This is a genomic window from Bacillus cereus group sp. RP29 (assembly GCF_040459765.1).
GTDB lineage: Bacteria > Bacillota > Bacilli > Bacillales > Bacillaceae_G > Bacillus_A > Bacillus_A paranthracis.
Genome location: NZ_JARVHN010000001.1, coordinates 4,444,117 through 4,469,952 on the forward strand (window position 1 = coordinate 4,444,117; position 25,836 = coordinate 4,469,952).

The following is a 25,836-nucleotide window of genomic DNA, read 5'->3' on the forward strand; positions in this document are numbered from 1 at the left end:
ATCTGCCTCCATTAGTTTAATTGGTTTGGTAATAATTTTTCGCTTAATTTAATGTTGTCACGATAGTCAATTGGAATATCAATAATGACAGGACCATCTGCTGCTAATGCTTCTTTTAATACCCCTTCTAATTCATCAGGCGTGTTAACACGAAGACCTAACGCCCCGAAACTTTCCGCATATTTCACAAGATCAACATCGCCAAACTTTGTAGCTGATGTTCTGCCGTATTTCATCATTTGTTGGAATGCAACCATATCATATGTGCCGTCTCTCCAAACGAGATGGACGATTGGAGAATTTAAACGTACCGCCGTTTCTAACTCCATCGCTGAGAATAAGAAACCACCGTCACCTGATACAGAAACTACTTTTTTACCTGGTTCTACTAAAGTAGCTGCGATTGCCCAAGGAAGTGCAACACCTAACGTTTGCATACCGTTACTAAATAATAATCTACGTGGTTCATAAGAACGGAAACATCTCGCCATCCAAATAGAATGGGAACCGATGTCACATGTAACGGTTGTATCGTCACTAATTAAAGAACGAAGTGTACGAATCACTTGAAGTGGATGCGTAACACCTTCTGAAGGACGATTTGGAACTTCTGCTTGTTCTGATAATTTCGCACGTAATCGTTCTAATACTGCTTCTGATTTCGTACTTAACACAAGTTTCGGTAATTTTTCTGCGATACTATTTACTGTTAAGGCAATATCACCAATTAATTCACGCTCTGGTTGGTAATCATGATCGATATCTGCTTGATGGTCATCAAGATGAATAATTGTTCTGTCCCCAAGTTTATTCCAGAATTTCGGATCATACTCAATTGGGTCATAACCGATAGAAATAACAAGGTCCGCTTCTTCTAGTAAAATATCACCTGGTTGGTTACGGAATAATCCAACGCGGCCGAAGAAATGATCTTCTAATTCACGTGAAATCGCACCAGCTGCTTGATATGTTTCAACGACAGGAAGTTCTGTATCCGCAATTAATTCACGAACAGCTTTTGTCACTTCATTTGTGCTTGCTCTCATACCGAGTAAAATAACCGGCAATTTCGCTGCTTTTATTTTTTCTACTACGTATGTAATATCATGTGTGGGAGCGATTCCAAGCTGTGGCTTAGAAAGCGCACCGATAGACTCTACAGTCGTTTCCGCAGTCATAACGTCTTGCGGAAGACTTACTAAAGTAGCGCCTGGATTTGTGGAAGTCGCACTTCGAAATGCATTTGATAATGCTTCTGGCACATTATCAGGATGCTCTACTTCTACGCTATATTTTGTGATTGGTTCGAATAGTGCAGCATTATCCATAGATTGGTGCGTACGTTTTAATCGATCTGTACGCGGAACTGCACCAGCTAAAGCAACAACGGGATCACTCTCCGCATTCGCAGTAACAAGACCTGTCGCTAAATTTGATGTCCCTGGTCCTGAAGTTACAAGACATACGCCCGGTTTTCCTGTTAATCTACCAATCGCAGCTGCCATAAATGCTGCATTTTGTTCATGACGACAAACAATTAACTCTGGTCCTCTTTCTTGCAGTACATCAAATACAGAGTCAATCTTCGCTCCTGGAATACCGAAAACATGTGTAACACCTTGTTTAATTAAACAATCAACAACAAGATCTGCTCCTTTTGTTTTTGTCTTCACGTCGTTTGCTTTTACACCTGTACTCAAAACTAATCATTCCTTTATTTCATAATGTGTGTAATAAAGATTTTAAACTTCACCTGGTTAATTAACGTGGTGAAGTATTATTTATCATTATATTACAAATGCATTATTTTTCCAACGATATGAATTTGACAGTTTTATGACACTCATTAAGGAATGCGCTTACAACCCTTTATTTATCTTAAAATAATATTTTCATATTTTCTCGAAAAAATCTAAAAAACTTCCATCTCATCACGGTACCAAAATGTTTACAGTACCTTGCAAAGAACACTACTAAATGATATATTTGTAAATATTGGAACACCCATTAATTGGAATAACATTCGTAGTTAGTATATCCCCCTCTCAAAAAAGAGCGAATTCTCAGCTATAATTCATTATTTTATAAAGGGAAGTGATTACAATGAACAAAAGTGAATTTTTAAGCCAACTTAGTTCCTCCCTACGGAATATACCTAATTCAGAAAAGGAGGATATCATCTCAGAGTACGAAACTCATTTTATTAGTGGTAAACAGGATGGAATATGCGAAGAAGAAATTTCTAAAAAACTAGGAAACCCTAAAGCTATTGCTAAAGAACTTAATGTTTCCTATGCAATAAGCAATGCTGACAAGAAACGAAGCTTCAAAAATATGATAACTGCACTATTTTCTGTTATGAGCTTAAGTGTTTTAAACTTTGCCTTTATCTTTATCGCCTTTTTCGTACTACTCTTTTTATTACCTTTTCTTCTAGCACTAATCATTGCCACTCCAGTATTAATTATTTCACCTATTTTATTAATAGGATTAGGATTCTTTAAAGGGTTTCATCAAATTAGTTATTCCGATGTTTATAATGTGTTCATCGCTTTTTGCGTCGGTTTACTCATATCCGTCGTATGTTATCAAATGGTCAAACATATATACGCACTTTTAGTAAAGTATTTGAAATGGAATATAGCTATTTTACAAAGACACTAATGAATAAAAAAGGAGAGTAAAATGAAGAAATATACTTTATATTCACTCATGCTACTTACAGTTTTATTTCTATCAGCTTGTTCAAACAGTGCACAACCTAAGGAAGAAAACGATGTACAATCTATTACAGATGTTACGGTTAAAATTCCGGAAACTATATTCACTTCCTCAAAAAAGAATGAAACGATTAATGAAGATGAAATGAAACGAAGTATAAAAACTTATTTAGATTATAGCGGAGAGTTATACGAAAACATCGTTGCACTTTCGTCAGCCATGTCTGACGAGAATGCAACGGAATCTGACCGGGAGAAATTAAAACAACTAGTAGATTTAGCACAACAAAACGATGCGAATTTCCTTAATTTTATTAATAACAATACGATCCCTCATGATTATAAACAGCCTTCAAAGGAAATTCATGATTACATTTCAGCGTCTACGGCACTTTCAGTAGAATTAGGGCAAGAACTAGACAAACTCGCTGAAGATGGCAACTTGTTCAAAACCAATTTTTCTTTTACAAAGCGCTTTGAGAAAGTGAATGGAAGAAAGCAAAAAGAGATTGAAAAGTTTTTGAGGGAGAAAAACATTGAAACGAAGTATTTCAAGAAATAACAAATAAAAAAGACGCCCCTATACTAGGAGCGTCTTCTCTCATTACGCTTGTTGTTGCGCGCTATATAATTCTTCAAGTGGTTTCATGATAATTTTGTTAACGTCGCCGATTACAACATTTAAGCGTTGCTCAGTTTCCATTAACTTTGTAATTTTAGCATCTTGTTGAATGCGAACTACAACTTCTTGTGCTTGTTGGTTGTCTTCTTCAGTGATTTCTTGGCCTTGCATCATTTTTTGTTGTAGGCTAAGTTGCATTGTGCGGAACTCATCGAATAAGTTCTTTGAAGCTGCATCAGCTTGAACTGCTGCGTAGCTCTCTTTTAACGTTTTGAAGTCATCGTTTTCAGCGATTGCTTTTTGTAATTCATATGCTACATCATGAATGTTTTTTGTCATTTTATTTTTCCTCCTTTAGAAGGCTAGCGCTTATCATACGCACTGCCTTTTACGTGCATTTACATACGCACCTCTTCTTACCATATCAAACTATGCAAGAGATGTGAAGAAATTTCACTTTTATTTGTATGTACATATGTTATTATTTCAGAAACAACAGTAATAACCCTTGCACAATTCCAATCATACCGCCTAATAAGGCACCTAAATACGTAATCATTTTCAGTTCATTTTTTGTAATGGACAGCACTAAATCTTCTAGTCTCTCCGTGGAAAATGTGGACACTTCTTGCTGCACAATTTCAGCCAAGTGGAGATTATTTAGTATACTCGCTACGTTTTCTGCTCCCCACTTCAAGCCTTTCGTTACTGCACTTGGGACTACCTTTTCCATAATTGTTTCTCGAACTGGCTCACATACTTGCTGCACAGATTGATTTAAAAACTTGCTCACTGTTTCCTCCACTTTAACTGCAGACAATATGGAGCTTACAATCATTTCTTTTTCTACAAACGTTTCTAATTCTTTTACATCTCTTCCTTTTAACTTTTCCCACTCTTTTTGCAGTACTTCAGTTAAAAGCTGCTTTGTGCCATCTTGCCCTAAAAACTTAATAACCTCAGGCTGCACACGATCCACTACACTTACATTCCCTAAAAACATTCCGACTAAGTTAAGCAATGTCCCCCTAGAAGCAAAGAAATCATCAATCATTTTTGAAAGACGAGATTTCCCTTCTTCACTTTCAAAAAAATGAATTGCTCGCTTTAAAATAAACGCCGAGACATTTGGAATTGCATTCTCTATTTTTTCATGAACAGAATGAGGTAAAGCTTGTTCCCATGTATATGTATAGTACTCTTCTAAAAATGCCTGAATCTTTTCTGTAATCACCTGTTCGATTTTCTCAGTTGCTTCTTTTTCTACATGCGCTACGTCCCATTTTTCTAACATGTGTCGCAGTGACTGTTCATTCGCCATTACTTTATCTACTTCTACTTGTGCCCAGTGGATTAAACCTTTTTGAAACTCTTCATTTGTTAACTTCTTGCCGATTCCTTCTGGTGTTAACAAATGTTCGACAACCATTTTCCCTAATTGAACAGCAAGCTCATCGCGGCGCTTCGGAATTAATCCTGGTGTAAATGGCACTTGAAACTTCCCAATATACATAGGGCGATGAGGACGAAATAACATTTTTATTGCTAAATGATTTGTAAATCCTCCAATAATTGCTCCGAGCCCTGTCGTCGTTAACATACTTAACCATATATTCATTACAATCAACCTTTCGCTTCTCCAAAACTATAGCATATCATCATACGGACAAAAGTATAATGGTATAAAAACGTATTTGCAATATATAGCTTCGCCTATTATGCCAACATTTTGTTAGTAAAGGAGTGATTTCGTTGGTTCTCGGTATTTTAACTTCTCACCCTCATTGTGAGCAAACGTATTACACCGAAATCGCTAAACGCGCTCGGCTTTATCATAATGTCGTTGCCCAGTTTACGCCGTTTGGTATTGATCCTAAAACAGATCTTATTTCTGGTCTGATTTATGATACAGATACAGGAAAATGGAAAGAGCAAATATTCCCTATTCCTTCTTATATATACGATCGTTCTTCTTTTAACGAGGAAACAAACGTCGAAAAAGCAAAGTCAATTATTCGCTCATTACACAACCGTGCTTCCACTACCTTTTTAAATAACACACTCATTGACTTAAGCGAACTACATGATGTATTTCTCACGAATAAAAAATTATCTCCTTATATACCAAAATTTGAAATAGCAACGATACACAACGTTTTCAAACTGTTATTAAAAACAAAAGATATTATTATACGTCCTACTAACGCACATTCCAATGAAAGTTTGTACCGGGTCGTTTATAAAAATAAAACGTTTCATGTTGATACGATAAATGATGCTTACCATACTTCTACTCCAATTAAACGAACTGATGAATTTATATCTTGGTACAAATCTCATATACGATCAGCACGTTACATCACGCATACAATGCTGCAACCTCCAAATCAATTAACATACCCACTCCATATTCGAACCATTTTACAAAAAAATAAAGAACAGAAGTGGAACGTTATCGGTCAGTTTATACAAAAAAGTTCATTTCCGAATCAACTTTTACTATCGGCAACCGATGATTCCTCCCTGCATGCATTTTCAAAAATTAAATACGTACTATCTAGTACCGGTGTACAATTGTTACAAGACGCTTTACAAGACATTATAAATGAAGTGTTTCAAACGCTAGATGCATCTTATTCTTCATTATTCGAGCTAGAGCTTTCCACTATTATGGATCAAAAAGGGGCAATTTGGCTTATGTATGTCAACACGATTCCCCCGTACGAACATTACATTCGCCATAGTGATTCATTAGCCGAAAAAATATATCACGGACCATTACAATTTAGTCGCTTTACACCATAAAGAAAGGGGGTAAGTCTATTTTGAAAGAGCACATATATACGTTAAATATTTCAGATGAACATCCAAATAGTATTACTTTACCTTATATTTTTTCCATCACACCACCAATTACATCCCTTTCCTTCGGCCTACGCCATGTTGCAAGTGAAGAGGTAAAAATTCATTATTCCTTTACTCGCGAAATCATTATTGGAAAACAAATTGCAGAGAAACTTTTACTGCCTCATTCCACTACTATCCATGCATTCACACAAAACCAAACGATTATTTTCGGACCATTAATCGGGATTTTCACGACTGGTTTTAACGATGACGCTTCTAATCCTTTAGGGAACCGTTCAACTTCTCTTGGCGAGTTACTAACGCCACCATTCACCTTACGACCATTTGTATTCGTTTTTGGTGTGCAACATATAGACTGGGAAGACGAAACAATTGAAGGGTATTTCTTTCAAGAGGAAAAATGGATAAAGAAAAAAGTCCCTTTACCGAATGTCATTTACGATCGATTACCAAATCGGAAAGCCGAAAATTATAAACCGATCGTAAGAGCAAAAAGAAAGTTAGAGCATGACTATGCGATTCCATGGTTTAACCCAGGTTTTTTTAATAAATGGGAAGTGCATCAACTTCTTATGAAAGATGAATCCATTATGCCGTTATTACCAAACACAGAAACATTTCAGCACTTCGAACAAGTGGAACGATTTCTCGGAACGTATAAATCCATTTATATGAAACCGATTCATGGTAGCTTCGGTAGAAACATTCATCAAATATTTTATTCCCAAACAGAGAATTGCTACTACTGTCGTTATCGCGAAAATGAAGAAAATAAACTAAGAAAGTACCAATCATTAGAAACACTTCTGAACCATGTGTTAAAAGGACATGATTTAAAAAAGTTTATCGTACAACAAGGTATCTCCTTGCTACGCTTCGATGGGCAGCCTGTTGATTTCCGCATTCATACAAATAAAAATCATTTCGGCCAATGGATGGTCAGTGCAATCGTCGCAAAAATTGCTGGCAAAGGTAGCTTAACAACGCATGTAAATAGCGGTGGCGATACGAAATTGCTGCAAGAACTTTTTCCTGATTCAACGAAACAAATTCAAATTGAAAATAAATTAAAACATACAGCCTTACAAATTAGTTACGCGCTCGATGAACAAGTAACCGGAAATATTGGAGAAATCGGTTTTGATATCGGTTTAGACACGCAGGAAAACCCGTGGCTCTTTGAAGCAAACTCTAAACCAGGGCGAACTGTATTCCAAGATGCCAAGTTAAAAGAACAAAGTGAACTAACGCGCCAATTATTTTACGAATATGCCATCTACTTAACTGAACACTCTTTGCGCGATACAAAAGAAAAAATGTCTCAAATAAAATCAGAGACTTCCTCAAACAACGAGCATATTCCGTCTCCTATGATTCACTCACAAATACAAAAACAAAAACTTCCACCTCATTCATAAGGTGGAAGTTTTCTATTTACACAAGTTTTACTACAAACTCTGTTTCCACGTTACATACTCCGCAATAAAAAATATGATTGCAATATTCATTTGAATTATTATGTGTCAATCCATCTACTGCACTTAATAATTCTTGGTCCATATACGCACTATAATCGTCTATGTAATCTACAGCCTTCCCATAATCTTGGAGTATACTTTGGCAATTTTGACAAGAATATGTTTGTGATTCTAATGCGTTGCAAAGCGGGCAAATTCCCATCACGATTCCTCCATATAATTGTATCTAGCTACGTATAGGAGCGTCTTGCCCCGTTCTTACTTACATTTACCTCAAAATAGCAGGATACAAAAAGAAAAATATATTTCATATCGCTCTTAGTTTTACCTTCTTTCTAAAAAATAAAACGATTACTCTTATTTCATAATTTACGAAATCACTAAGATTTTTTTACAAAATTTACAAATTATTATTTCGTATATCTTTCTAGGTAACATCCATACTATGAGTACAAACTTAATTACCGATGGATTAGCGCCAAACGGGGCGATAATCTGGTTCAACTCCAGCTAGTCCAACCAAAAAAATTTTTATAACTCTAAGGAGGATATATTCCTATGGCAAACCAAAATTCTTCAAATCAATTAGTAGTACCAGGAGCAACAGCTGCAATCGACCAAATGAAGTACGAAATCGCTCAAGAATTTGGTGTACAATTAGGAGCAGATTCTACAGCTCGTGCTAACGGTTCTGTTGGTGGCGAAATCACAAAACGTCTAGTTGCAATGGCTGAGCAAAGCCTTGGCGGATTCCACAAATAAATATATATGGCAAAAAGGTCTCAAGGCATATGCCTTGAGACCTTCCTTCATTTATTGCAACATTTGTAAAAACTTCTTCGTACGTTCTTCTTTTGGATTTGTAAATACTTCTTCTGGTGTACCTTGTTCGACAACGACACCGCCATCCATGAAAATAACACGGTTCGCAATTTGATGTGCAAAACGCATTTCGTGCGTTACAATGACCATCGTCATACCTTCTTTAGCAAGTTCTTTCATTACTTTCAGAACTTCTTGAACGAGTTCAGGATCAAGCGCTGACGTCGGCTCATCAAATAGTAACACTTCTGGTTCCATTGCAAGCGCGCGAGCAATTCCAACGCGCTGTTGTTGTCCGCCTGATAATTGGAACGGATATAAATCCACTTTATCTGCTAGACCCACTTTTTCAAGGAAATAGTTTGCTTTTTTCTTCGCTTCTTCTTTCCCCATCTTTTTCACCGTAACGAGCCCTTCCATTACATTTTGAAGTGCTGTTAAATGCGGGAATAGATTATGGTGCTGGAATACCATACCTGTTTGCGTACGAAGGTTGACAATATCTTTCTTCGTTACTTTTTGAGAGAAGTTAAGCTCTTTATTACCGATACGAATATGACCAGCGTTTGGCGTTTCTAATACGTTAAGGCAACGCAGGAATGTCGTTTTACCAGATCCAGACGGCCCGATAATAACAACAACCTCGCCCTTCTCAACTGTTAAATCTATATGCTTTAGTACGGTATTATCTCCGAAACTTTTTTGTAAGTGCTGAATTGAAATCATAAAAACAAAAACTCCTTTTGTAAAAGGATTATTTTAATGTATAGCGTTCTGAACGCTTTTCTAACATCTGTTGTACGATTGATAATAAGAAACAAATAACCCAATAAATAAGACCTGCTTCAAAATAAACAATTAAAAACTCATAGTTCATTGCCGCAATTTCCTGCGCTTTTCGGAACATTTCTGTTACTAAAATTAACGATGCTAATGAAGTATCTTTCACTAAGCTAATAAATGTATTCGAAAGCGGCGGAATTGATACGCGCGTTGCTTGCGGTAAAATAACACGTTTTAACGCTTGCGGATATGTCATCCCAATTGTGTAAGCTGCTTCCCACTGCCCTTTCGGAATGGAAAGGATAGAAGCACGAATAATTTCAGATGCATACGCACCGACATTTAATGAAAATCCAACAACTGCTGCTGTATATGGCTCAACTTCAATATTAAGAGTTGGCAGACCATAGAAAATGATAAATAACTGTACAAGAAGTGGCGTTCCGCGAATGATAGATACATAGATACGAGCAATCCATTGTAAAATACGACTACCTGAAATACGTGCAAGCGCCGTTAACGTCGCAAGTATAAGACCGATAATAAATGTAATAAGCGTTAATGGAATTGTCGTAAAAACAGCTTCCTTCAGCATCGGCATGAAGGAAGACTGCATAATATCTACCCAAGTAGACAATCGATCTGAAACCAATGCACTACTTAGATACATTTTCACCGAACCATTTTTTCGTTATTTTGTCATACGTACCGTCTTTTTTCATATCTTCTAACGCTTTATCTACTTCTTGTACAAGCTTAGTGCTACCTTTACGGAATAAGAATCCACTTTGTGACGCTTCTTTTTCTGTATCTACAATTTTAATTTTTGCATCTTTTTTCGTTTCTAAATAATTTAATACTGATAACTTATCATTAATTGTAAAATCAACGCGTCCTGAAGCTAATAATTCTGCCGCTTGGCTAAATCCTTCTACACCTTCGATTTCTGCACCGTTTTTCTTAGCAATATCTGCATAGTTACTTGTTAAAGATTGTGCTCCTTTTAATCCTTTTACATCAGCAAATGTAGCAGGTTTATCTTTATCTTTTGCGATAACTAATGCCGCTGAAGATGAAATGTATGGTTTAGAGAAGTCGTATTTCTTTTGACGATCTTCACGAATACCAACTTCGTTTGCAACCATATCAAAGCGTTTTGCATCTAAACCAGCAAGTAAGCTATCCCATTGCGTTTCTTTAAATACAGGTTTTACACCTAAACGTTTTGCAACTTCTTCTGATAGTTCAACGTCAAATCCAGTTAATTTATTGCTTGAATCGTGGAACGTAAATGGTGGGTATGTACCTTCTGTACCAATTACAAGTTCACCGCTTTGTTTAATCTTTTGTAACGCGTCTTGACTAGCTGTATCTTTTTTCTCTTCTTTACCGCAGCCGGCTACAATCCCGATCGCTAATGTAGTTACTGCAAGCACTGAAAATAATTTCTTCATGATGGTAATCCTCCAAGTATTCTGATAGGAATTTAAAAACTATATTGATTGTATGCAATCTTGAACAATTTTTCAATGAAAATGTTCTTATTTAGTTTATCCTTTTTCTTCATAATCAAACAAAAAGGAAAAATAATGCTACATACAAAAAATAAGTAACATTTTTTAATATAGCATTTATTGTACGAAAGGTAAAATAATACTTCTTATTTAATTGCCGTGATTCACTAAAAAAAGAACTTGTGAAAATCACAAGTTCCTCCCCATACCTATTAAGCGCTCTGATTCCCTTCCATTTGCGTTTTGTACATATCGTAATAACGCCCGCGCTTTTTCATTAATTCATCATGAGATCCTTTTTCTAAAATCGTCCCTCTATCAAGTACGATAATTTGATCTGCACTTTTAATTGTTGAAAGACGGTGGGCAATAATAAATGTCGTTCTTCCTTTTTTCACAACTTCTAGCGCTTGTTGAATCATCGCCTCTGTTTCTGTATCGATACTAGATGTCGCTTCATCTAAAATTAAAATGGCTGGGTCAAAAGCGAGCGCCCTAGCAAACGATATAAGCTGACGTTCTCCGGTTGAAAGTGTACTTCCTTTCTCCGTAATTTCTTCATTTATATTGTTCGCAAATCTTTCAGCACCTACATCACGCAATGCTTTTACGATGCGCTCTTTTGAAATATTTTCATTTTCTAAACTAACATTAGATGCTACTGTTCCGCTAAATAAAAATGGATCTTGCAGTACAATTCCCATATGTTCACGAGTTGCTTGTTTCGGCATCTCTTTTACGTCATGACCGTCAATTGTAAGCTTTCCTTTTTCAAACTCGTAAAACTGAAAGAGTACATTCATAATGGAACTTTTTCCTGAGCCAGTATGACCGACAAGTGCGACTGTCTCGCCTTGTTTCGCTTCAAATGAAATATTTTTTAACACTTCATCTTTTCCATTATAAGAAAACGACACATTATCAAACTTCACATTTCCTTGTAAGCGAGGTATACGTTCTTCTTCTACTGCTTCCCCTTTTTCCTCTAATAATTCAAAAACACGTTCTGATGCAACGCGCGATTGTTCTAAATTAGCAAGCTGGTTCACCATATTTGTAATTGGTGAGAACAATCGTGTTAAATAATCAACGAACGCATACAGTATCCCTAAAGAAATGACGCCTGTAGCACTTAATGAAGCACCGCCGAAATACCAAATTACTCCTGTGAAAGCAATATTTCTTAATACGGCTACTAAATTATGAGAAGTTGCTGCATTTAAATTCAAAATTTTATTTTGATACTTAAAATAATCGCCATTTAATTCTTCAAACTCTTTTTTCGTTTCACGCTCTTGACGGAACGCTTGAATAATTGGCATCCCTTGAATGGATTCATTCACTGTTCCGTTAATATCAGATAAACGAGAGCGCATTTTATGATTGTATACAGACGCGTACTTTCTATATAAAATAGCCCAAACAATTAAAATTGGGATGATGAGTAAACATAACGTCGCCAATTTTACATCAAGTAAAAATAGCGCAGCAAATATCCCAATAATATAGATGATACTAGAAACGAATGTTGCCAGCACCGTTACATATAAATCACGAATGGCCTCTGTATCATTCGTTACACGCGACACAATTTTCCCTGCTGGTAAATGATCGAAATAACGAATTGGCAACGTTTGAATATGAGAAAAGACATCTTCCCTCATAATTTGAATAATTTTGTTCGCTGCCTTCTGTAAGAAAAACTGCTTTCCGTATGCAAATAATGAAACGACTACTAATAAAGCGAAGTATCCACCACCAAGTAATAATAGACGGTTTATTTCTGGTTTATAAAACGCAAACACTTCTTCTTTCGTCAATGCTTTCGCTTTATACACTTGCACCGCCTTACCATTTTGAACGGTAATCATATCACCTTTTACAGTCCGTGACCCTTCTAGATTTACTTTATTCGGTACAAAGTAATATTGAAAACCGACTTGCATCACGCGTACTTCTTTTCCTTTTTTCTCACCTTCCTGGAAGCGATCGCTTCGCTTATAAAAGGCGCCATTATACGAAACAGCCTCTTCACTCTTTTCTGTTTCATACCAAGGCTTCTCTATTCCAACGATATGATCGTCAATCATCGTTTTCGCGACGAAAGGACCAGCAAGCTCTGCGATGACGAAAATAAATAACATTAGCATCGCTGCAAAAATCGTCCCTTTTACTTTCATTGCGTATTGAAACAATCGTTTTGAAACGCTCATATTTTCACCCCACTATCCGCACTTTCACTTTCTCCCTGTTGTCTTTCAAACTGTTCCGCATACCAGCCTCCCTTTTGAATAAGCTGATCATGCGTACCTTCTTCTATTACTTCTCCTTCATCCATCACGAGAATCCAATCCGCATGTTGTACGGCAGATAAACGGTGCGTCGTAATAATCGTCGTCTTTCCGCTTCTCTCTGTTCTTATATTTTCAATGATCGCTGCTTCCGTACGAGCATCAACAGCTGATAAAGAATCATCTAAAATTAATATTTCCGGATTTTGAATAACAGCTCGTGCAATCGAAATCCTTTGTTTTTGCCCTCCTGATAAGGAAACACCTTTCTCTCCGACGAGCGTTTCTAACCCTTCTGGTAAAAACTCTAAGTCTTTTTTAAACGCTGCAATTTCAATCGCTTTCTCGAGTTCCTCTTCCGTCGCTTCCCTATTTCCGAATAAAATATTTTCCTTCGCTGTTTTTGAGAATAAAATATGTTCCTGCGGTACATAACCAATCCACCCAAGCACATTTTCATTCGTCATTTGATCTAACGTCACATCAGAGACTGCAATATCTCCATCTCCAAGCGGATATTGGCGAAGAAGCTGACGTACGAGCGTCGTTTTTCCGCTTCCTGTTTTTCCAACAACACCAAGCGTTTCCCCTTGTTTTAATGTAAACGAAACCTTTTTTAAATTTGTTTCAGTTGATGAAGGATATGAAAAGGTAACATCATCAAACTGAATATAATCCGGCTCTTGTACAAGCTTTGGATGTTTCGGATCCTTTACATCTGGTTCATACGCTAACGTTTCATTTACACGGTCGAGTGACGCATTTCCTCTTTGCATGACATTGATTAATTCACCAATTGCAAACATCGGCCAAATCATCATCCCTAAATACACGTTAAAGGAAACAAGTTCACCAAGTGTCACCTTTGATTGAAATACAAGATATGCGCCATACACTAAACCAATTAAATAACTAAGACCGACAAGCATTTTCACAGTTGGCTGGAATAGTGCATCAATTCTAGCTACTTTCATATTCTTTTCGTAGACGTCATCTCCTAATTGATGAAATCTTTCCTGATCTGCATTCTCTTGTACATACGCACGAATAACACGCACGCCAGCAATCGATTCTAATACTTTATCGTTCATATCACCGAACGCATCTTGCGCAACTGTAAATCTTTCATGCAATTTCTTTCCATATATATTCATCGCATACGCCATAATTGGAAGCGGTATAAGTGCCGCAAATGTAAGCTCCCAACTAATTGTAAATCCCATCATAAAGACAATCGTAAGCATATATAAACTCGAATCAACGAGCGTTAATATACCGAAACCAGCTGTCATAGCGATTGCTTTTAAATCATTTGTCGCTCTCGCCATTAAATCACCAGTACGATTTTTTTGATAAAAAGTCGGCGTCATCTTAAGTAAATGCCCCATAAATTTAGAGCGCATCGTTTTCTCAAGCACGAATGCACCGCCAAACAATTGATGTTGCCATACGAAAGTGAGGCCATACCCAACTATCGTAACCCCAATTAAAATAAGAATAGACTGTATAATGGCTTCGTTCGATAACGTTCCTGTTTTTATATTATCTATCGTAACCCCTAACACTTTCGGGGGAATAACTTCAACTATATTCACAATTAAAAGAGCTCCAATGGCGATACTATATCTCTTCCAGTGCTCCTTAAAAAACCACTTTAACTTTAGTAATACTGAAAACAATGTAATCTCTCCCTTCTCGTTCTCGTTTATCTCTCATTTCTTTATCCGCTATCCAGACCCATTACATTTACATTTCGTAACCCATACAATCTCATCACATTTTTCCACCTTCCAAAGTTTTATTTAGTAACATGGAAAATAAACAAAAAAAAGCATACCGCCGCTTGACGATATGCACAAAAATGCATAAAAGCGTACGTTACGATATACGCAACGTACGCTTTTTATAAGACAAAAATGCCCTATATATCCGCACGGGTTGCGTAATGATATAAATGTTTTCTGCCATTTAACAGAGCTAAACCCATTACATTTACGATTACAATCATTACGCACACCCCCTTCATTTATTTTCCATTTATAATCTTATAACTTTATTGAGTATTCTGTCAATTGTTTTTTTTACAAATTGAATAAAAACATATGATCCATCATTTCGAAATAAGGGAATGTTCTGTAAGAAAGGGCATACAAAATAAAAACTTCATAAGAAATCGTTTTCACAAATATTTCATTTGAAAAATGTTATCAAACCCCATACAATCACCTTATACTCACTCTTACAAGTTGCTATTTTAGGAGGACTAATCATGACAACTAGCAATACGTACAAATTTTATTTAAATGGAGAATGGAGAGAAAGCTCTTCAGGAGAAACAATCGAAATTCCATCTCCATACTTACACGAAGTAATTGGACAAGTACAAGCAATTACTCGCGGAGAAGTAGATGAAGCAATTGCATCTGCAAAGGAAGCTCAAAAATCATGGGCGGAAGCTTCTCTACAAGATCGCGCAAAGTATTTATATAAATGGGCTGATGAGCTCGTAAATATGCAGGATGAAATTGCCGATATCATTATGAAAGAAGTCGGTAAAGGATATAAAGATGCGAAGAAAGAAGTTGTTCGTACAGCTGATTTCATTCGTTATACGATTGAAGAAGCTTTACATATGCACGGTGAAAGCATGATGGGCGATAGCTTCCCGGGCGGTACAAAATCAAAACTTGCGATTATCCAACGCGCACCACTTGGTGTTGTATTAGCAATCGCACCATTTAACTACCCAGTAAACTTATCTGCTGCAAAACTTGCACCAGCATTAATTATGGGTAACGCTGTTATTTTCAAACCAGCAACTCAAGGTGCAATTAGCGGTATTAAAATGGTGGAAGCACTTCATAAAGCTGGCCTTCCAAAAGGTCTTGTAAACGTAGCGACAGGACGTGGTTCTGTAATTGGTGACTACTTAGTAGAACACGAAGGCATCAATATGGTATCGTTCACAGGTGGTACAAACACAGGTAAACATTTAGCAAAAAAAGCTTCAATGATTCCACTTGTATTAGAACTTGGTGGTAAAGACCCTGGTATCGTTCGTGAAGATGCTGACTTACAAGATGCTGCAAACCATATCGTAAGCGGTGCATTCTCTTACTCTGGTCAACGTTGTACAGCTATTAAACGTGTACTTGTACACGAAAACGTAGCAGACGAGCTTGTTGGCTTATTAAAAGAGCAAGTAGCTAAACTATCAGTTGGATCTCCAGAACAAGACAGCACAATCGTTCCATTAATCGACGATAAATCTGCTGACTTCGTTCAAGGTTTAGTTGACGACGCTGTGGAAAAAGGTGCAACAATCGTTATCGGTAATAAACGTGAGCGTAACTTAATTTATCCAACATTAATCGACCACGTAACAGAAGAAATGAAAGTTGCTTGGGAAGAGCCATTTGGCCCAATCCTTCCAATCATCCGTGTTTCTTCAGATGAGCAAGCAATTGAAATTGCTAACAAATCAGAGTTCGGTCTGCAAGCAAGTGTCTTCACTAAAGACATTAACAAAGCATTTGCAATTGCTAACAAAATCGAAACTGGTTCTGTTCAAATTAACGGACGCACAGAGCGCGGTCCTGACCACTTCCCATTCATCGGTGTAAAAGGTTCAGGTATGGGCGCACAAGGTATCCGTAAGAGCCTTGAGTCTATGACACGTGAAAAAGTAACTGTATTAAACTTAGTTTAATCTTATACAAAGAAGCTGATCTAATTTTAGATCAGCTTCTTTTCTATATAGATACTTCCCAAAAACGAAGTATTTCGTTCTACTTTCGATTTGGTTTTCCAAATCGAACTAAAACATGCCATAATAATTTTAATTCCTGAAGCACTTCCTCATAAGTTCCACGATCACTCCAAGATAATGGATTGCGTTTCAAATCCACTACAGCAGAGCCAATTATATTGGCATCGATACAATTATGTCGTGCAATACGCCTTGCCAAAGATGGCATTTTGGAACCTCTAAAATTCATTGGAACTTCGTCTACCGGCAGTACAAAACCCATGTGCCAATACAAATCAATAGCATACTTCAGGCAAATTTCTTCTAAAGTTCTTCCTACATCCGTACCCTTAATTGAAATGACCTTAATCCTTTCAATTAAAAGTGCATTTTTTCCTTCTTATGCAACTAACCTAGTGTATTGAACAAAAAGTACTTTCATACAGTCTAATTACAGATGCGAGCATTCTTTACGGGTAAATCCACACATTCTACAGAAATGTGATATCCTAGCCAACGCTCAGCAATATGTTCAAATGATAAGGCAGAGCCTGTTGTAAAAAATCGATGCTCAGGATTCAGATTGTCAGACAAAATTCCTTTGTGCTGTAAAATTGTGCTTAACTCTATCGCTGTTTCTTCTGCAGAACTAATAATCGTTACATCCTCTCCTAGTTCCTTTTTAATATAAGACTCTAAAAGTGGATAATGCGTACACCCAAGAATTAACGTATCTATATCTTCTTTCGTTAATGGCAGTAAAGCTTGTTTCACTTGCTCGGTTACATATGCTGTATCTTCTAATTGATTTTCTACAACTGTAGCTAAGGTCGGGCACGCATGACTATGCACTTTCAAATATGTATCAAGCTCATGCAATGCTTTTTCGTACATATTAGATTTTATCGTACCTACAGTTCCAATTACTCCGATTTCCCCTTTCTTCGTCACTTTAATTGCCGCTCTTGCTCCTGGATGGATAACGCCAATAACCGGAATAGAAAGTGCTTCTTGCAGCGCAGTCAATGCAGCAGCTGCTGCAGTATTACATGCTACAACTAGAGCTTTTAACGGAAACTGTTTGAGGAACTCAACCATTTCAAATACGAAAGATTGTACCTCTTCTACACTTCTTGGCCCATACGGACAACGCTCATTATCACCAATATAATAAATGCTCTCTTTAGGCAATTGTCTTATAATTTCGCTCGCAACTGTTAATCCCCCAACTCCCGAATCTAACACACCTATTACTGAATGTTTATGACATACAGACATATACTTCATCCCCTTTTCAATCATCTAGCGCCAACAACATTTATTATATTATGAAAATTCAATATTACATAATAATCCCTCTTACTTTTAATCACAAACTCTTCTCTATAATCTGATTATTATTATATCCATTGACGTATAAAAATTCATTTGTTACTCTTAAATACGTTAAATTAATATTTAAATCCTCATTCGTATCTCGGTGAGGTAGAGGTTGCAGTCATTAAGAGTATCATTTCAGGAGATGTAGTGGCATTGATGAACGAATGAGAAAGGAATGATTGCCGAAGTAAGCCCGTGTCCACCATGCACGCTTGCTGGGTCTGCTACTTAATAAGTGCAGAACTGTCACAAACGTTTCGTTTGTGGAGAGCTATCGAGAGGTATGTCGTGGGTTTCTTATAAGATAGAAAGCATGTAGCGGCAAATTACGTGCTTTTTTTGTTTTGTTTGGGACTTCTCTTCCTGACTCAGGAAGACATACATATCTCCTCGCTTGACTTGGTTATACTAACTTTGGAGGTATTTTCTATGCAACAAAAAAAATGGGGCTTTTGGGTACTCACAGCTTTCGTTGTCGGTAACATGGTTGGCGCTGGTATTTTCATGGTGCCAAGTACGTTGGCACAAACAGCAAGCCCTCTCGGTGTCACTTTAGCTTGGTTAACAACAGGATTTGGTGTTTTAATGCTAGCTCTTGTTTTCGGTAATTTAGCAATTCGTCGTCCTGATTTAACGACAGGGCCACAAAGTCATGCATATGCTTTATTCTCAACACCAAAAAAGAAAAAAATGGCTGGTTTCAGTATGGTATGGGGATATTGGGTTGCAAACTGGGCAAGTAACGTTGCCATCATTACATCATTTGCGGGATATTTATCACTCTTCTTCCCAATTATGAAAGATACACGATTACTATTTTCAATCGGTTCTTTTAATGTAGAAGTCGGAAAACTAATTACATTTACGATTTGTTCCATCTTACTTTGGGGAACTCATATTATATTAACAAACGGTGTAAGCGGAGCTGGAAAGCTAAACTTCTTAGCAACAACAACGAAAGTAACTGGATTCCTATTATTCATCGTCGTTACATTATTTGCATTCGAAGCTTCTAAGTTTGGACAATGGTACACACCGATGATCGATAAATCAGGTGTATCACACGGCCTTCTTTCACAAGTAAACTTAGCTGCTCTTACGACGCTTTGGGCGTTTATCGGAATTGAATCAGCGGTTCTTTTATCAAACCGTGCTGTTTCTCCAAAAACGGTAAAACGCGCAACAGTTGCGGGATTACTTATTACAGTTGCGATTTACTTAGGAATTACAATTTTAACAATGGGTGTACTTCACATTGATAAATTACAAGCTTCTGAACGTCCATTAGCAGATGCACTAAACGCTGCAATGGGTCATGGCGGCGGGAAACTGATGGCATTACTTGCTCTTACTTCCCTATTCGGTTCCATCTTAGGCTGGATTTTATTAAGCTCAGAAGTACCATATCAAGCAGCAAAAGAAGGTTTCTTCCCTTCCTTCTTCACAAAAACAAACAAAAAAGGAAGTCCAATTTATTCATTACGATTAACAAACATTATGTCGCAAGTGTTCTTATTCTCAACATTATCAGGAACAATTGCGGAAGCTTATACATTCGTTATTACTGTATCGACACTGGCCTACCTCATTCCATATCTCGTTTCACCAATCTTCCAGTTAAAACTAGTCGCAACTGGTGAAACGTATAAAAATGAAATGCGGGCAAGAATTACAGATGGCATAGTCGCAGTGATTGCACTTTGCTACGCACTGTGGGTTATTAAAACAGGAGCAGCCGATATAAAAACATTCCTTCTCGGAATTGGTTTATTCGTAATCGGCTTTGCCTTCTATCCATTAATGAATCGTGATCAGAAAAAAAATAACGAAAAGAAAAACGGGCAAGTTGCATAACGCAATTTGCTCGTTTTTTCTTTTCCAAAACATATATAATAGAACAAAGAGGTGAAAAACATGTCAATCGAATCACTATGGAGCAGCCGCTTCCAACAACATATGCAAAATATCATTACATACTTTGCACGTATGATTAACGGTTTACTATATAGCTTTATCTTTATTTCATGCGTTGGCGCATACTACTATGCTCAGTTTCTAAAAGCATCTCCTTCTAAAGGAATATCTTTACTACTCATCACGATTGTACTTACATTCATTATAACGAGATGCCCTATTCGTACATTTATTCAGAAACCTGACGCTGTCTATTTACTAGCACTAGAAGAGAAATTAACTTCTTATTTCAAAAAATCTCTTCTATACAATTACATCATTCAGCTTTTCCCATTATTATTTACGTTCCTTATTCTCGTTCCGCTTGCACTGCAATCATTACAATTAACGATACCTTTCTTATGTACAATCTTTATCATTTTAATGGTTACGAAAGCTTGGAACATATACATACATTGGATGTGGCGTGATCGTCACGAAAAAAATATATGGCTGATTATTCGTATTGCTTGTAACGCCCTAGTCATTTATATGCTGTTTTATGTAGCAAATGTTCTCATATTAGGCGGATTACTCTTACTACTTGCTTTCCTGCTTCTATATACGAAAAAACAGCCTACAAAACGAATACCGTGGGATTACATAATCGAGCAAGAAGAAAAAATGAACGTTCGTTTCTATCAAATTGCTAGCATCTTCACCGATGTTCCGCAACTGAATAAGCAAGTAAATAAAAGAAAATGGCTTACAACTTGGATTGAACCTTTATTACATAAAAAACGAGCAACTTTCTTCTATTTACATACACTAGCATTTTTACGCGGGAATGATTATTTCGGTATATATATTCGCTTAGGGTTGATCGGTGCCTTCGCCTTATATTTTATACCAAGCATATACGTAAAAGGCGCTATCGCATATATCGTCCTATATATGATTTCTATGCAGCTCCGTTCCCTATGGAAATATTTTTCGGGAAATATTATTGTAGCATTATATCCAATTGATACTGAAAAACGAATGAATCAATTTCTTCACTTACTCTTTATATTGCTAAGCATTCAGCTCATTATATTTTCAATTGTTATACTCATTGCTACAGGTCAATTTTTACATAGCCTTATCATTATGATTGTCGGGTTACTCTGGATCAAATTTATTATTGTACCAAAAACGAAACAACGCGTTTCTTCGTTTTAACGAAAAGAATTATCTTAAATGCCAAGGAGAAAATAAAGTATCTCCTTGGCTTTTTTATTTTCCCTTCTCAAACAAGAATCACTGGTACAACCAACGTTTTATGATTTTTACATACAAAAACGATAATACATGTTTACATCCTAACAAAAAGGGTATCTATTAATTAACAGCGTAAAGGAGGGGCCTATATTGTGAATAAAAAAATGGAACAATTGAAGCACCACGTTACCGACAATCAACGCAAACATGCTTTAACAACAAACCAAGGAGTAAAAATAGCCGAAGATGAATTCTCTTTAAAGATGGGCTTAAGAGGCCCAACCTTAATGGAGGATTTCCACTTTCGCGAGAAAATGACCCACTTTGATCATGAACGAATTCCTGAAAGAATTGTTCATGCACGCGGAGTTGGCGCTCATGGTTATTTTCAGCTTTATGAATCGTTAGAGGCATATACAAAAGCAGATTTTCTTACTAATCCTTCAAAGAAAACACCTGTATTTGTACGGTTCTCGACCGTTCAAGGCTCTAAAGGATCCAATGACACAGTAAGAGATGTACGCGGATTCGCCACAAAATTTTATACAGATGAAGGTAACTATGATTTAGTAGGTAATAATATGCCTGTATTCTTTATCCAAGATGCTATTAAATTCCCTGATTTTGTCCATGCAGTTAAACCAGAACCACATAATGATATTCCTCAGGGAGCTAGCGCTCATGATACATTTTGGGATTTTGTTGCGCATAATCCCGAGTCTACTCATATGGTTATGTGGCAGATGAGCGACCGTGCTATTCCGCGTAGTTTACGAATGATGGAAGGTTTTGGGGTTCATACATTTCGACTTATTAATAAAGAAGGAAAAGCCCACTTCGTAAAATTTCATTGGAAACCTACCCTCGGGGTTCATTCATTAGTATGGGATGAAGCTCAAAGGATTGCTGGGAAAAACCCTGATTTCCATCGTCAAGATTTATATGAAGCAATTGAAAAGGGCGATTATCCAGAATGGGAGCTTGGATTGCAGCTAATTCCAGAAGAAGATGAGCATGCATTTGATTTTGATATTTTAGATCCAACGAAATTATGGCCAGAAGAAGAAGTTCCTGTAAAACTAGTTGGTAAAATGACATTGAACAAAAATGTTGATAACTTCTTTGCAGAAACGGAGCAGGTAGCTTTCCACCCTGGCCATGTCGTACCAGGTATTGATTTTTCAAATGATCCTCTTCTGCAAGGAAGATTGTTCTCCTATACAGATACACAATTATCTCGTTTAGGAGGCCCTAATTTTCACCAAATTCCTATTAACCAGCCCGTATGTCCTTTTCATAATAATCAACGTGATGGCATGCATCAAATGCAGATTCATCGCGGTCAAACAAGCTATCACCCTAATGGCTTAAATAATAATCAACCAGCAACCGTGCAAGCTGAACAGGGCGGATATGAGCATTATCAAGAAAAGATTGATGGACATAAAATTAGGGGGCGCAGTAAAAGCTTTCTTAACTTTTATTCGCAAGCTAAACTTTTCTACAATAGTATGAACCCTATTGAAAAGCAGCACATAAAAGATGCATTTTGCTTTGAAGTTGGGAAGTGCAAATCAGACATGGTGAAGGCAAATGTAATTGCTCTACTGAATCATGTCGATCGTCAATTAGCAAAGGAAGTCGCTAACATGATTGGAGCCCCTTTGCCTAAAGAAAATCACGAAATAAATTCGGATGCAAAATCACCTGCACTAAGCATGTCCAACACTATTTTTAAAGCTGATTCCAAAAATGTGGCAATTCTATTGAATGGTGACCCAAGCGTCTCCCTTCTGTCCGAATGGATTCAAGCTTTTGTACAACACCGAATGAACTATAGCATCATAGATAATAAAATTCATCAGTTCAATGATTCCATTAAAGTAACGGATACTTATACAACAGCAGACTCTGCACTTTTTGATGCGGTATTAGTGTTTAGTAGCGAATCTGTCATTCAACCCCCTGTTTTAGAATTTGCAGAAACTACTTTTAAACACTTTAAACCGATAGCCTATGTCCTTAGCGATCCTCATGCTTTAGACAATAGTAAAATCAAATTAGATGGAGCAGGAATTTACAACTTAACAAACACTTCAATTGAGGCATTTATAGAAGGCATTGCCCAAGGACGATTCTGGAACCGATAATATAATATAAGGAGCGGATTAAAATGAGTAAAAAAATTGCTATTTTAATAACGGATTATTTCGAGGACACAGAATACACAGAGCCAGCAGAAGCTTTTAAACAAAAGGGATATGAATTAACAACTATTGAAACAGAAAAAGGTAAAACGGTACACGGTAAACAAGGAAAAAGTGAAATTGTAATTGATAAAGGTATCGATGATGTTTCTCCAGAAAACTTTGACGCACTCTTCATACCGGGTGGATTTTCTCCAGATATACTTCGTGCGGATGAGCGTTTCGTTCACTTTAGTAAAGCATTTATGGATGCGGAAAAACCTGTTTTTGCTATTTGTCACGGACCTCAGCTACTCATCACTGCACAAACACTTGAAGGACGTGATGTCACTGGATATAAATCTATTGAAGTCGATTTAAAAAACGCCGGCGGAAACTTTCACGATAAAGAAGTAGTCGTATGCCAAAATCAGCTAGTAACAAGTAGACAACCTGAGGACATCCCGGCGTTTATTGAAGAATCGTTGCGTATATTGGAATAGTTATTAAAGATTAATCAAAGTAGCTATTTAGCTACTTTGATTAATCTTTTTATTTGTATGAAAAACAAAAAAGAACCTTATTTTTAATGATCTTTTCATACACCCTCTTTTCTCTCCCCGGAACTTCTAATCACTTTTCATAAGCAGTTCTCATATAGTGAAAATGACTATACAATTCCTATCCATAAGTTAAATAATGATTTTACACATATATAAATACAAAAGATGGGAGCCTTATTTATGAATAACAATCCACCTTCAACGCCCCCAAATCCAGCGGAAACGAATAATAATGAAGTGAGCTTACAAACGTTACGCGTCATCGGACTTATTGTACTAATTAGTGGCTACATATTAGTCACTCTTTCTGAAGTAGGAACGTTAAAAAATCTTTTACTACAACCGAGCACCACTCCAAATTTAGCTGAAGTTGATCCGTTTTAAAAGCCATATGAAAAGCGATTTCTAGCATCGCTTTTCATATCGTTTTATCCAATCTGAGAAACCTCCCCCTCATACTTCTCTCTCCCAATCGCCTTCATAAATAATAAAATACTGCTCATACCAACGATAAAGTACAGAGCACTCATGCCCCAAGATGCGATAAATGAACCTAACATAACACCCAATGCCCCGTTCATTTTTGCTACTTGAAAGACCATTCCGTTAATCGCCATATATGAACCTCTCGCCTCATTTGGTACCATATCTGCCATAATAGATTGACGCACTGGCACATACATCATCTCTCCTACCGTTTGGAAAAGCCCTGCAATTAATAAAATCCATAAACTATTGCTCGTTCCGAGTATTGTAAATCCAATTGTATAAATGAATAAGCCTACATATAATATTTTCAAATCGTTGAAGCTTTTCAGCATTTTAATAAGAAGTGCTGAACATAATACAACTAAAATTGTATTCTCTGCAGAAATCCAGCTCAGCATGCGAATACCTGTTAAATCAAACGTAACACCATTCCCGAATAAAAAGTGCACCGTTTCAAATTCCTTCTGCAAACGTACTCCTAAATAATTATTAATTTGAAACTCTAACGATAATGTACATATACTTGCTGCACAAAAAATTAAAAATGCTCTATCTTTCATTACGACTTTATAACTATCTGCCATATCTTTTAATACATTTTTCTTCTCTACTATTTTTCTAGCTACATACACCTCTTCCATATATACAGCCATCACATATAAAGTAATAACTGCAATCACTGTTAATCCGATAAACAATTGCAATCTATAGTTCTCAAATAGTAATCCGCCAAATATCGCTCCAATCGCAATGGATAAATTAATTGCCCAGTAGTTAATGCTGTACATCACTTTTCGATTCTCAGGTGTACTCACATCAATTAACATCGCCTCTGTCGCAGGATTCATAAGTCCAGATCCTAAACTATTCACTAGCATAAAGATAAATGTTAACCAAGGTGAATCTACATAATCGGAATTTGCAATCCCCATACAAGCAATGGAAATGACTTGTATACTTTGACCGATAATCATAACCTTTTTACGACCAAGCCGATCTCCAACATACCCACCGTACAAACCAATTACTAATGAAGCTATGACATTAATAAGTAGTAACGCACCAGCAATCGCACTACCTAACTTTATTGAAAAATAAATCGCCATAAATGGAAAAATCATCGTGGATACAGTACGTGTTAAAAACGAAGTTATAATTCTAATTTTTATATTTCGATGCATACTCCAAAATCCCATTGTTTCCCCCTCCTTATGCTTAC

General features: G+C 36.7%; 22 protein-coding genes, 1 pseudogene and 1 riboswitch. Of the genes and pseudogenes, 11 read left to right on the plus strand and 12 right to left on the minus strand.

Features of this window, described 5'->3' with window-relative positions; translation table 11 throughout:
• Positions 1–11: 11 nt before the first annotated feature.
• On the minus strand, positions 12–1,700 hold the full coding sequence (gene alsS, locus QCI47_RS23600) for an acetolactate synthase AlsS (RefSeq protein ID WP_250669653.1): 1,689 nt from the start codon (positions 1,698–1,700) through the stop codon (positions 12–14).
• A 403-nt stretch (positions 1,701–2,103) separates the two neighbouring features.
• On the opposite strand from alsS, the gene QCI47_RS23605 reads away from it, so the two are divergent.
• Together QCI47_RS23605 and QCI47_RS23610 are read left to right on the plus strand one after the other, a co-directional pair.
• Positions 2,104–2,664 carry a DUF1700 domain-containing protein gene (locus QCI47_RS23605; RefSeq protein WP_001042981.1) on the plus strand — a complete coding sequence of 187 codons (561 nt, stop codon included), beginning with the start codon at positions 2,104–2,106 and terminating at the stop codon, positions 2,662–2,664.
• Positions 2,665–2,685: 21 nt separating this feature from the next.
• A complete protein-coding gene (locus tag QCI47_RS23610) occupies positions 2,686–3,282 on the plus strand; it encodes an NDxxF motif lipoprotein (RefSeq protein ID WP_071741506.1) in 597 nt (198 codons plus the stop codon).
• A 42-nt stretch (positions 3,283–3,324) separates the two neighbouring features.
• Here the strand turns inward: QCI47_RS23610 and QCI47_RS23615 are convergent, their stop codons facing one another.
• Positions 3,325–3,681 carry a YlbF/YmcA family competence regulator gene (locus QCI47_RS23615; RefSeq protein WP_000164606.1) on the minus strand — a complete coding sequence of 119 codons (357 nt, stop codon included), beginning with the start codon at positions 3,679–3,681 and terminating at the stop codon, positions 3,325–3,327.
• Between the two features lie 142 nt (positions 3,682–3,823).
• Complete coding sequence (locus tag QCI47_RS23620; protein WP_116777217.1) at positions 3,824–4,960, minus strand: DUF445 domain-containing protein; 1,137 nt, start codon at positions 4,958–4,960, stop codon at positions 3,824–3,826.
• Between the two features lie 134 nt (positions 4,961–5,094).
• On the opposite strand from QCI47_RS23620, the gene QCI47_RS23625 reads away from it, so the two are divergent.
• Both QCI47_RS23625 and QCI47_RS23630 read left to right on the plus strand, forming a co-directional pair.
• Entirely contained in the window at positions 5,095–6,147 is a 1,053-nt protein-coding gene (locus QCI47_RS23625) for a YheC/YheD family protein (RefSeq protein ID WP_309422394.1), read from the plus strand.
• A gap of 20 nt (positions 6,148–6,167) precedes the next feature.
• Positions 6,168–7,628: a YheC/YheD family endospore coat-associated protein gene (locus QCI47_RS23630; protein ID WP_071741508.1), complete on the plus strand. Its 1,461-nt coding sequence runs from the start codon at positions 6,168–6,170 to the stop codon at positions 7,626–7,628.
• Between the two features lie 16 nt (positions 7,629–7,644).
• Here the strand turns inward: QCI47_RS23630 and QCI47_RS23635 are convergent, their stop codons facing one another.
• On the minus strand, positions 7,645–7,890 hold the full coding sequence (locus QCI47_RS23635) for a hypothetical protein (RefSeq protein WP_000510467.1): 246 nt from the start codon (positions 7,888–7,890) through the stop codon (positions 7,645–7,647).
• A gap of 356 nt (positions 7,891–8,246) precedes the next feature.
• Between QCI47_RS23635 and sasP the strand changes: the two genes are divergently transcribed.
• Complete coding sequence (gene sasP, locus QCI47_RS23640; RefSeq protein WP_000013338.1) at positions 8,247–8,450, plus strand: small acid-soluble spore protein, SasP family; 204 nt, start codon at positions 8,247–8,249, stop codon at positions 8,448–8,450.
• 51 nt (positions 8,451–8,501) lie between these two features.
• Here the strand turns inward: sasP and QCI47_RS23645 are convergent, their stop codons facing one another.
• From QCI47_RS23645 to QCI47_RS23665, 5 genes are all read right to left on the minus strand, one after another.
• Positions 8,502–9,236 carry an amino acid ABC transporter ATP-binding protein gene (locus QCI47_RS23645; protein WP_000623602.1) on the minus strand — a complete coding sequence of 245 codons (735 nt, stop codon included), beginning with the start codon at positions 9,234–9,236 and terminating at the stop codon, positions 8,502–8,504.
• A 28-nt stretch (positions 9,237–9,264) separates the two neighbouring features.
• Complete coding sequence (locus QCI47_RS23650) at positions 9,265–9,963, minus strand: amino acid ABC transporter permease (protein ID WP_000281503.1); 699 nt, start codon at positions 9,961–9,963, stop codon at positions 9,265–9,267.
• Complete coding sequence (locus tag QCI47_RS23655; RefSeq protein ID WP_061131389.1) at positions 9,950–10,747, minus strand: amino acid ABC transporter substrate-binding protein; 798 nt, start codon at positions 10,745–10,747, stop codon at positions 9,950–9,952. Before QCI47_RS23655 ends, QCI47_RS23650 begins: the two co-directional genes overlap by 14 nt.
• Positions 10,748–11,019: 272 nt before the next feature.
• On the minus strand, positions 11,020–13,020 hold the full coding sequence (locus tag QCI47_RS23660) for an ABC transporter ATP-binding protein (protein WP_061131388.1): 2,001 nt from the start codon (positions 13,018–13,020) through the stop codon (positions 11,020–11,022).
• Complete coding sequence (locus tag QCI47_RS23665) at positions 13,017–14,777, minus strand: ABC transporter ATP-binding protein (protein WP_309422397.1); 1,761 nt, start codon at positions 14,775–14,777, stop codon at positions 13,017–13,019. Before QCI47_RS23665 ends, QCI47_RS23660 begins: the two co-directional genes overlap by 4 nt.
• Positions 14,778–15,367: 590 nt before the next feature.
• On the opposite strand from QCI47_RS23665, the gene gapN reads away from it, so the two are divergent.
• Complete coding sequence (gene gapN, locus QCI47_RS23670) at positions 15,368–16,807, plus strand: NADP-dependent glyceraldehyde-3-phosphate dehydrogenase (RefSeq protein WP_000213631.1); 1,440 nt, start codon at positions 15,368–15,370, stop codon at positions 16,805–16,807.
• Positions 16,808–16,886: 79 nt separating this feature from the next.
• Here gapN and QCI47_RS23675 read toward each other — a convergent pair.
• Together QCI47_RS23675 and racE are read right to left on the minus strand one after the other, a co-directional pair.
• Positions 16,887–17,204: pseudogene (locus tag QCI47_RS23675) on the minus strand (DUF3626 domain-containing protein); the annotation flags it as partial.
• Positions 17,205–17,293: 89 nt separating this feature from the next.
• Entirely contained in the window at positions 17,294–18,124 is an 831-nt protein-coding gene (gene racE / locus QCI47_RS23680) for a glutamate racemase (RefSeq protein ID WP_000109652.1), read from the minus strand.
• Between the two features lie 200 nt (positions 18,125–18,324).
• A riboswitch (Lysine riboswitch) is annotated at positions 18,325–18,508 on the plus strand.
• 147 nt (positions 18,509–18,655) lie between these two features.
• Between racE and QCI47_RS23685 the strand changes: the two genes are divergently transcribed.
• The 5 genes from QCI47_RS23685 to QCI47_RS23705 all read left to right on the plus strand — a co-directional run bounded on the left by QCI47_RS23685 (position 18,656) and on the right by QCI47_RS23705 (position 24,512).
• On the plus strand, positions 18,656–20,080 hold the full coding sequence (locus QCI47_RS23685) for an amino acid permease (protein ID WP_001186312.1): 1,425 nt from the start codon (positions 18,656–18,658) through the stop codon (positions 20,078–20,080).
• Positions 20,081–20,140: 60 nt separating this feature from the next.
• On the plus strand, positions 20,141–21,340 hold the full coding sequence (locus tag QCI47_RS23690; protein ID WP_309422398.1) for an ABC transporter permease: 1,200 nt from the start codon (positions 20,141–20,143) through the stop codon (positions 21,338–21,340).
• Positions 21,341–21,531: 191 nt separating this feature from the next.
• Positions 21,532–23,529 (plus strand): catalase, encoded by a 1,998-nt coding sequence (locus QCI47_RS23695; RefSeq protein WP_309422399.1) that lies wholly within the window; start codon positions 21,532–21,534, stop codon positions 23,527–23,529.
• 23 nt (positions 23,530–23,552) lie between these two features.
• On the plus strand, positions 23,553–24,068 hold the full coding sequence (locus QCI47_RS23700; RefSeq protein WP_000037526.1) for a type 1 glutamine amidotransferase domain-containing protein: 516 nt from the start codon (positions 23,553–23,555) through the stop codon (positions 24,066–24,068).
• A gap of 240 nt (positions 24,069–24,308) precedes the next feature.
• A complete protein-coding gene (locus tag QCI47_RS23705; RefSeq protein WP_001063858.1) occupies positions 24,309–24,512 on the plus strand; it encodes a hypothetical protein in 204 nt (67 codons plus the stop codon).
• A 44-nt stretch (positions 24,513–24,556) separates the two neighbouring features.
• Here the strand turns inward: QCI47_RS23705 and QCI47_RS23710 are convergent, their stop codons facing one another.
• Positions 24,557–25,813, minus strand: a complete 1,257-nt coding sequence (locus QCI47_RS23710; RefSeq protein WP_071741516.1) for an MDR family MFS transporter — start codon at positions 25,811–25,813, stop codon at positions 24,557–24,559.
• Positions 25,814–25,836 lie beyond the last annotated feature (23 nt).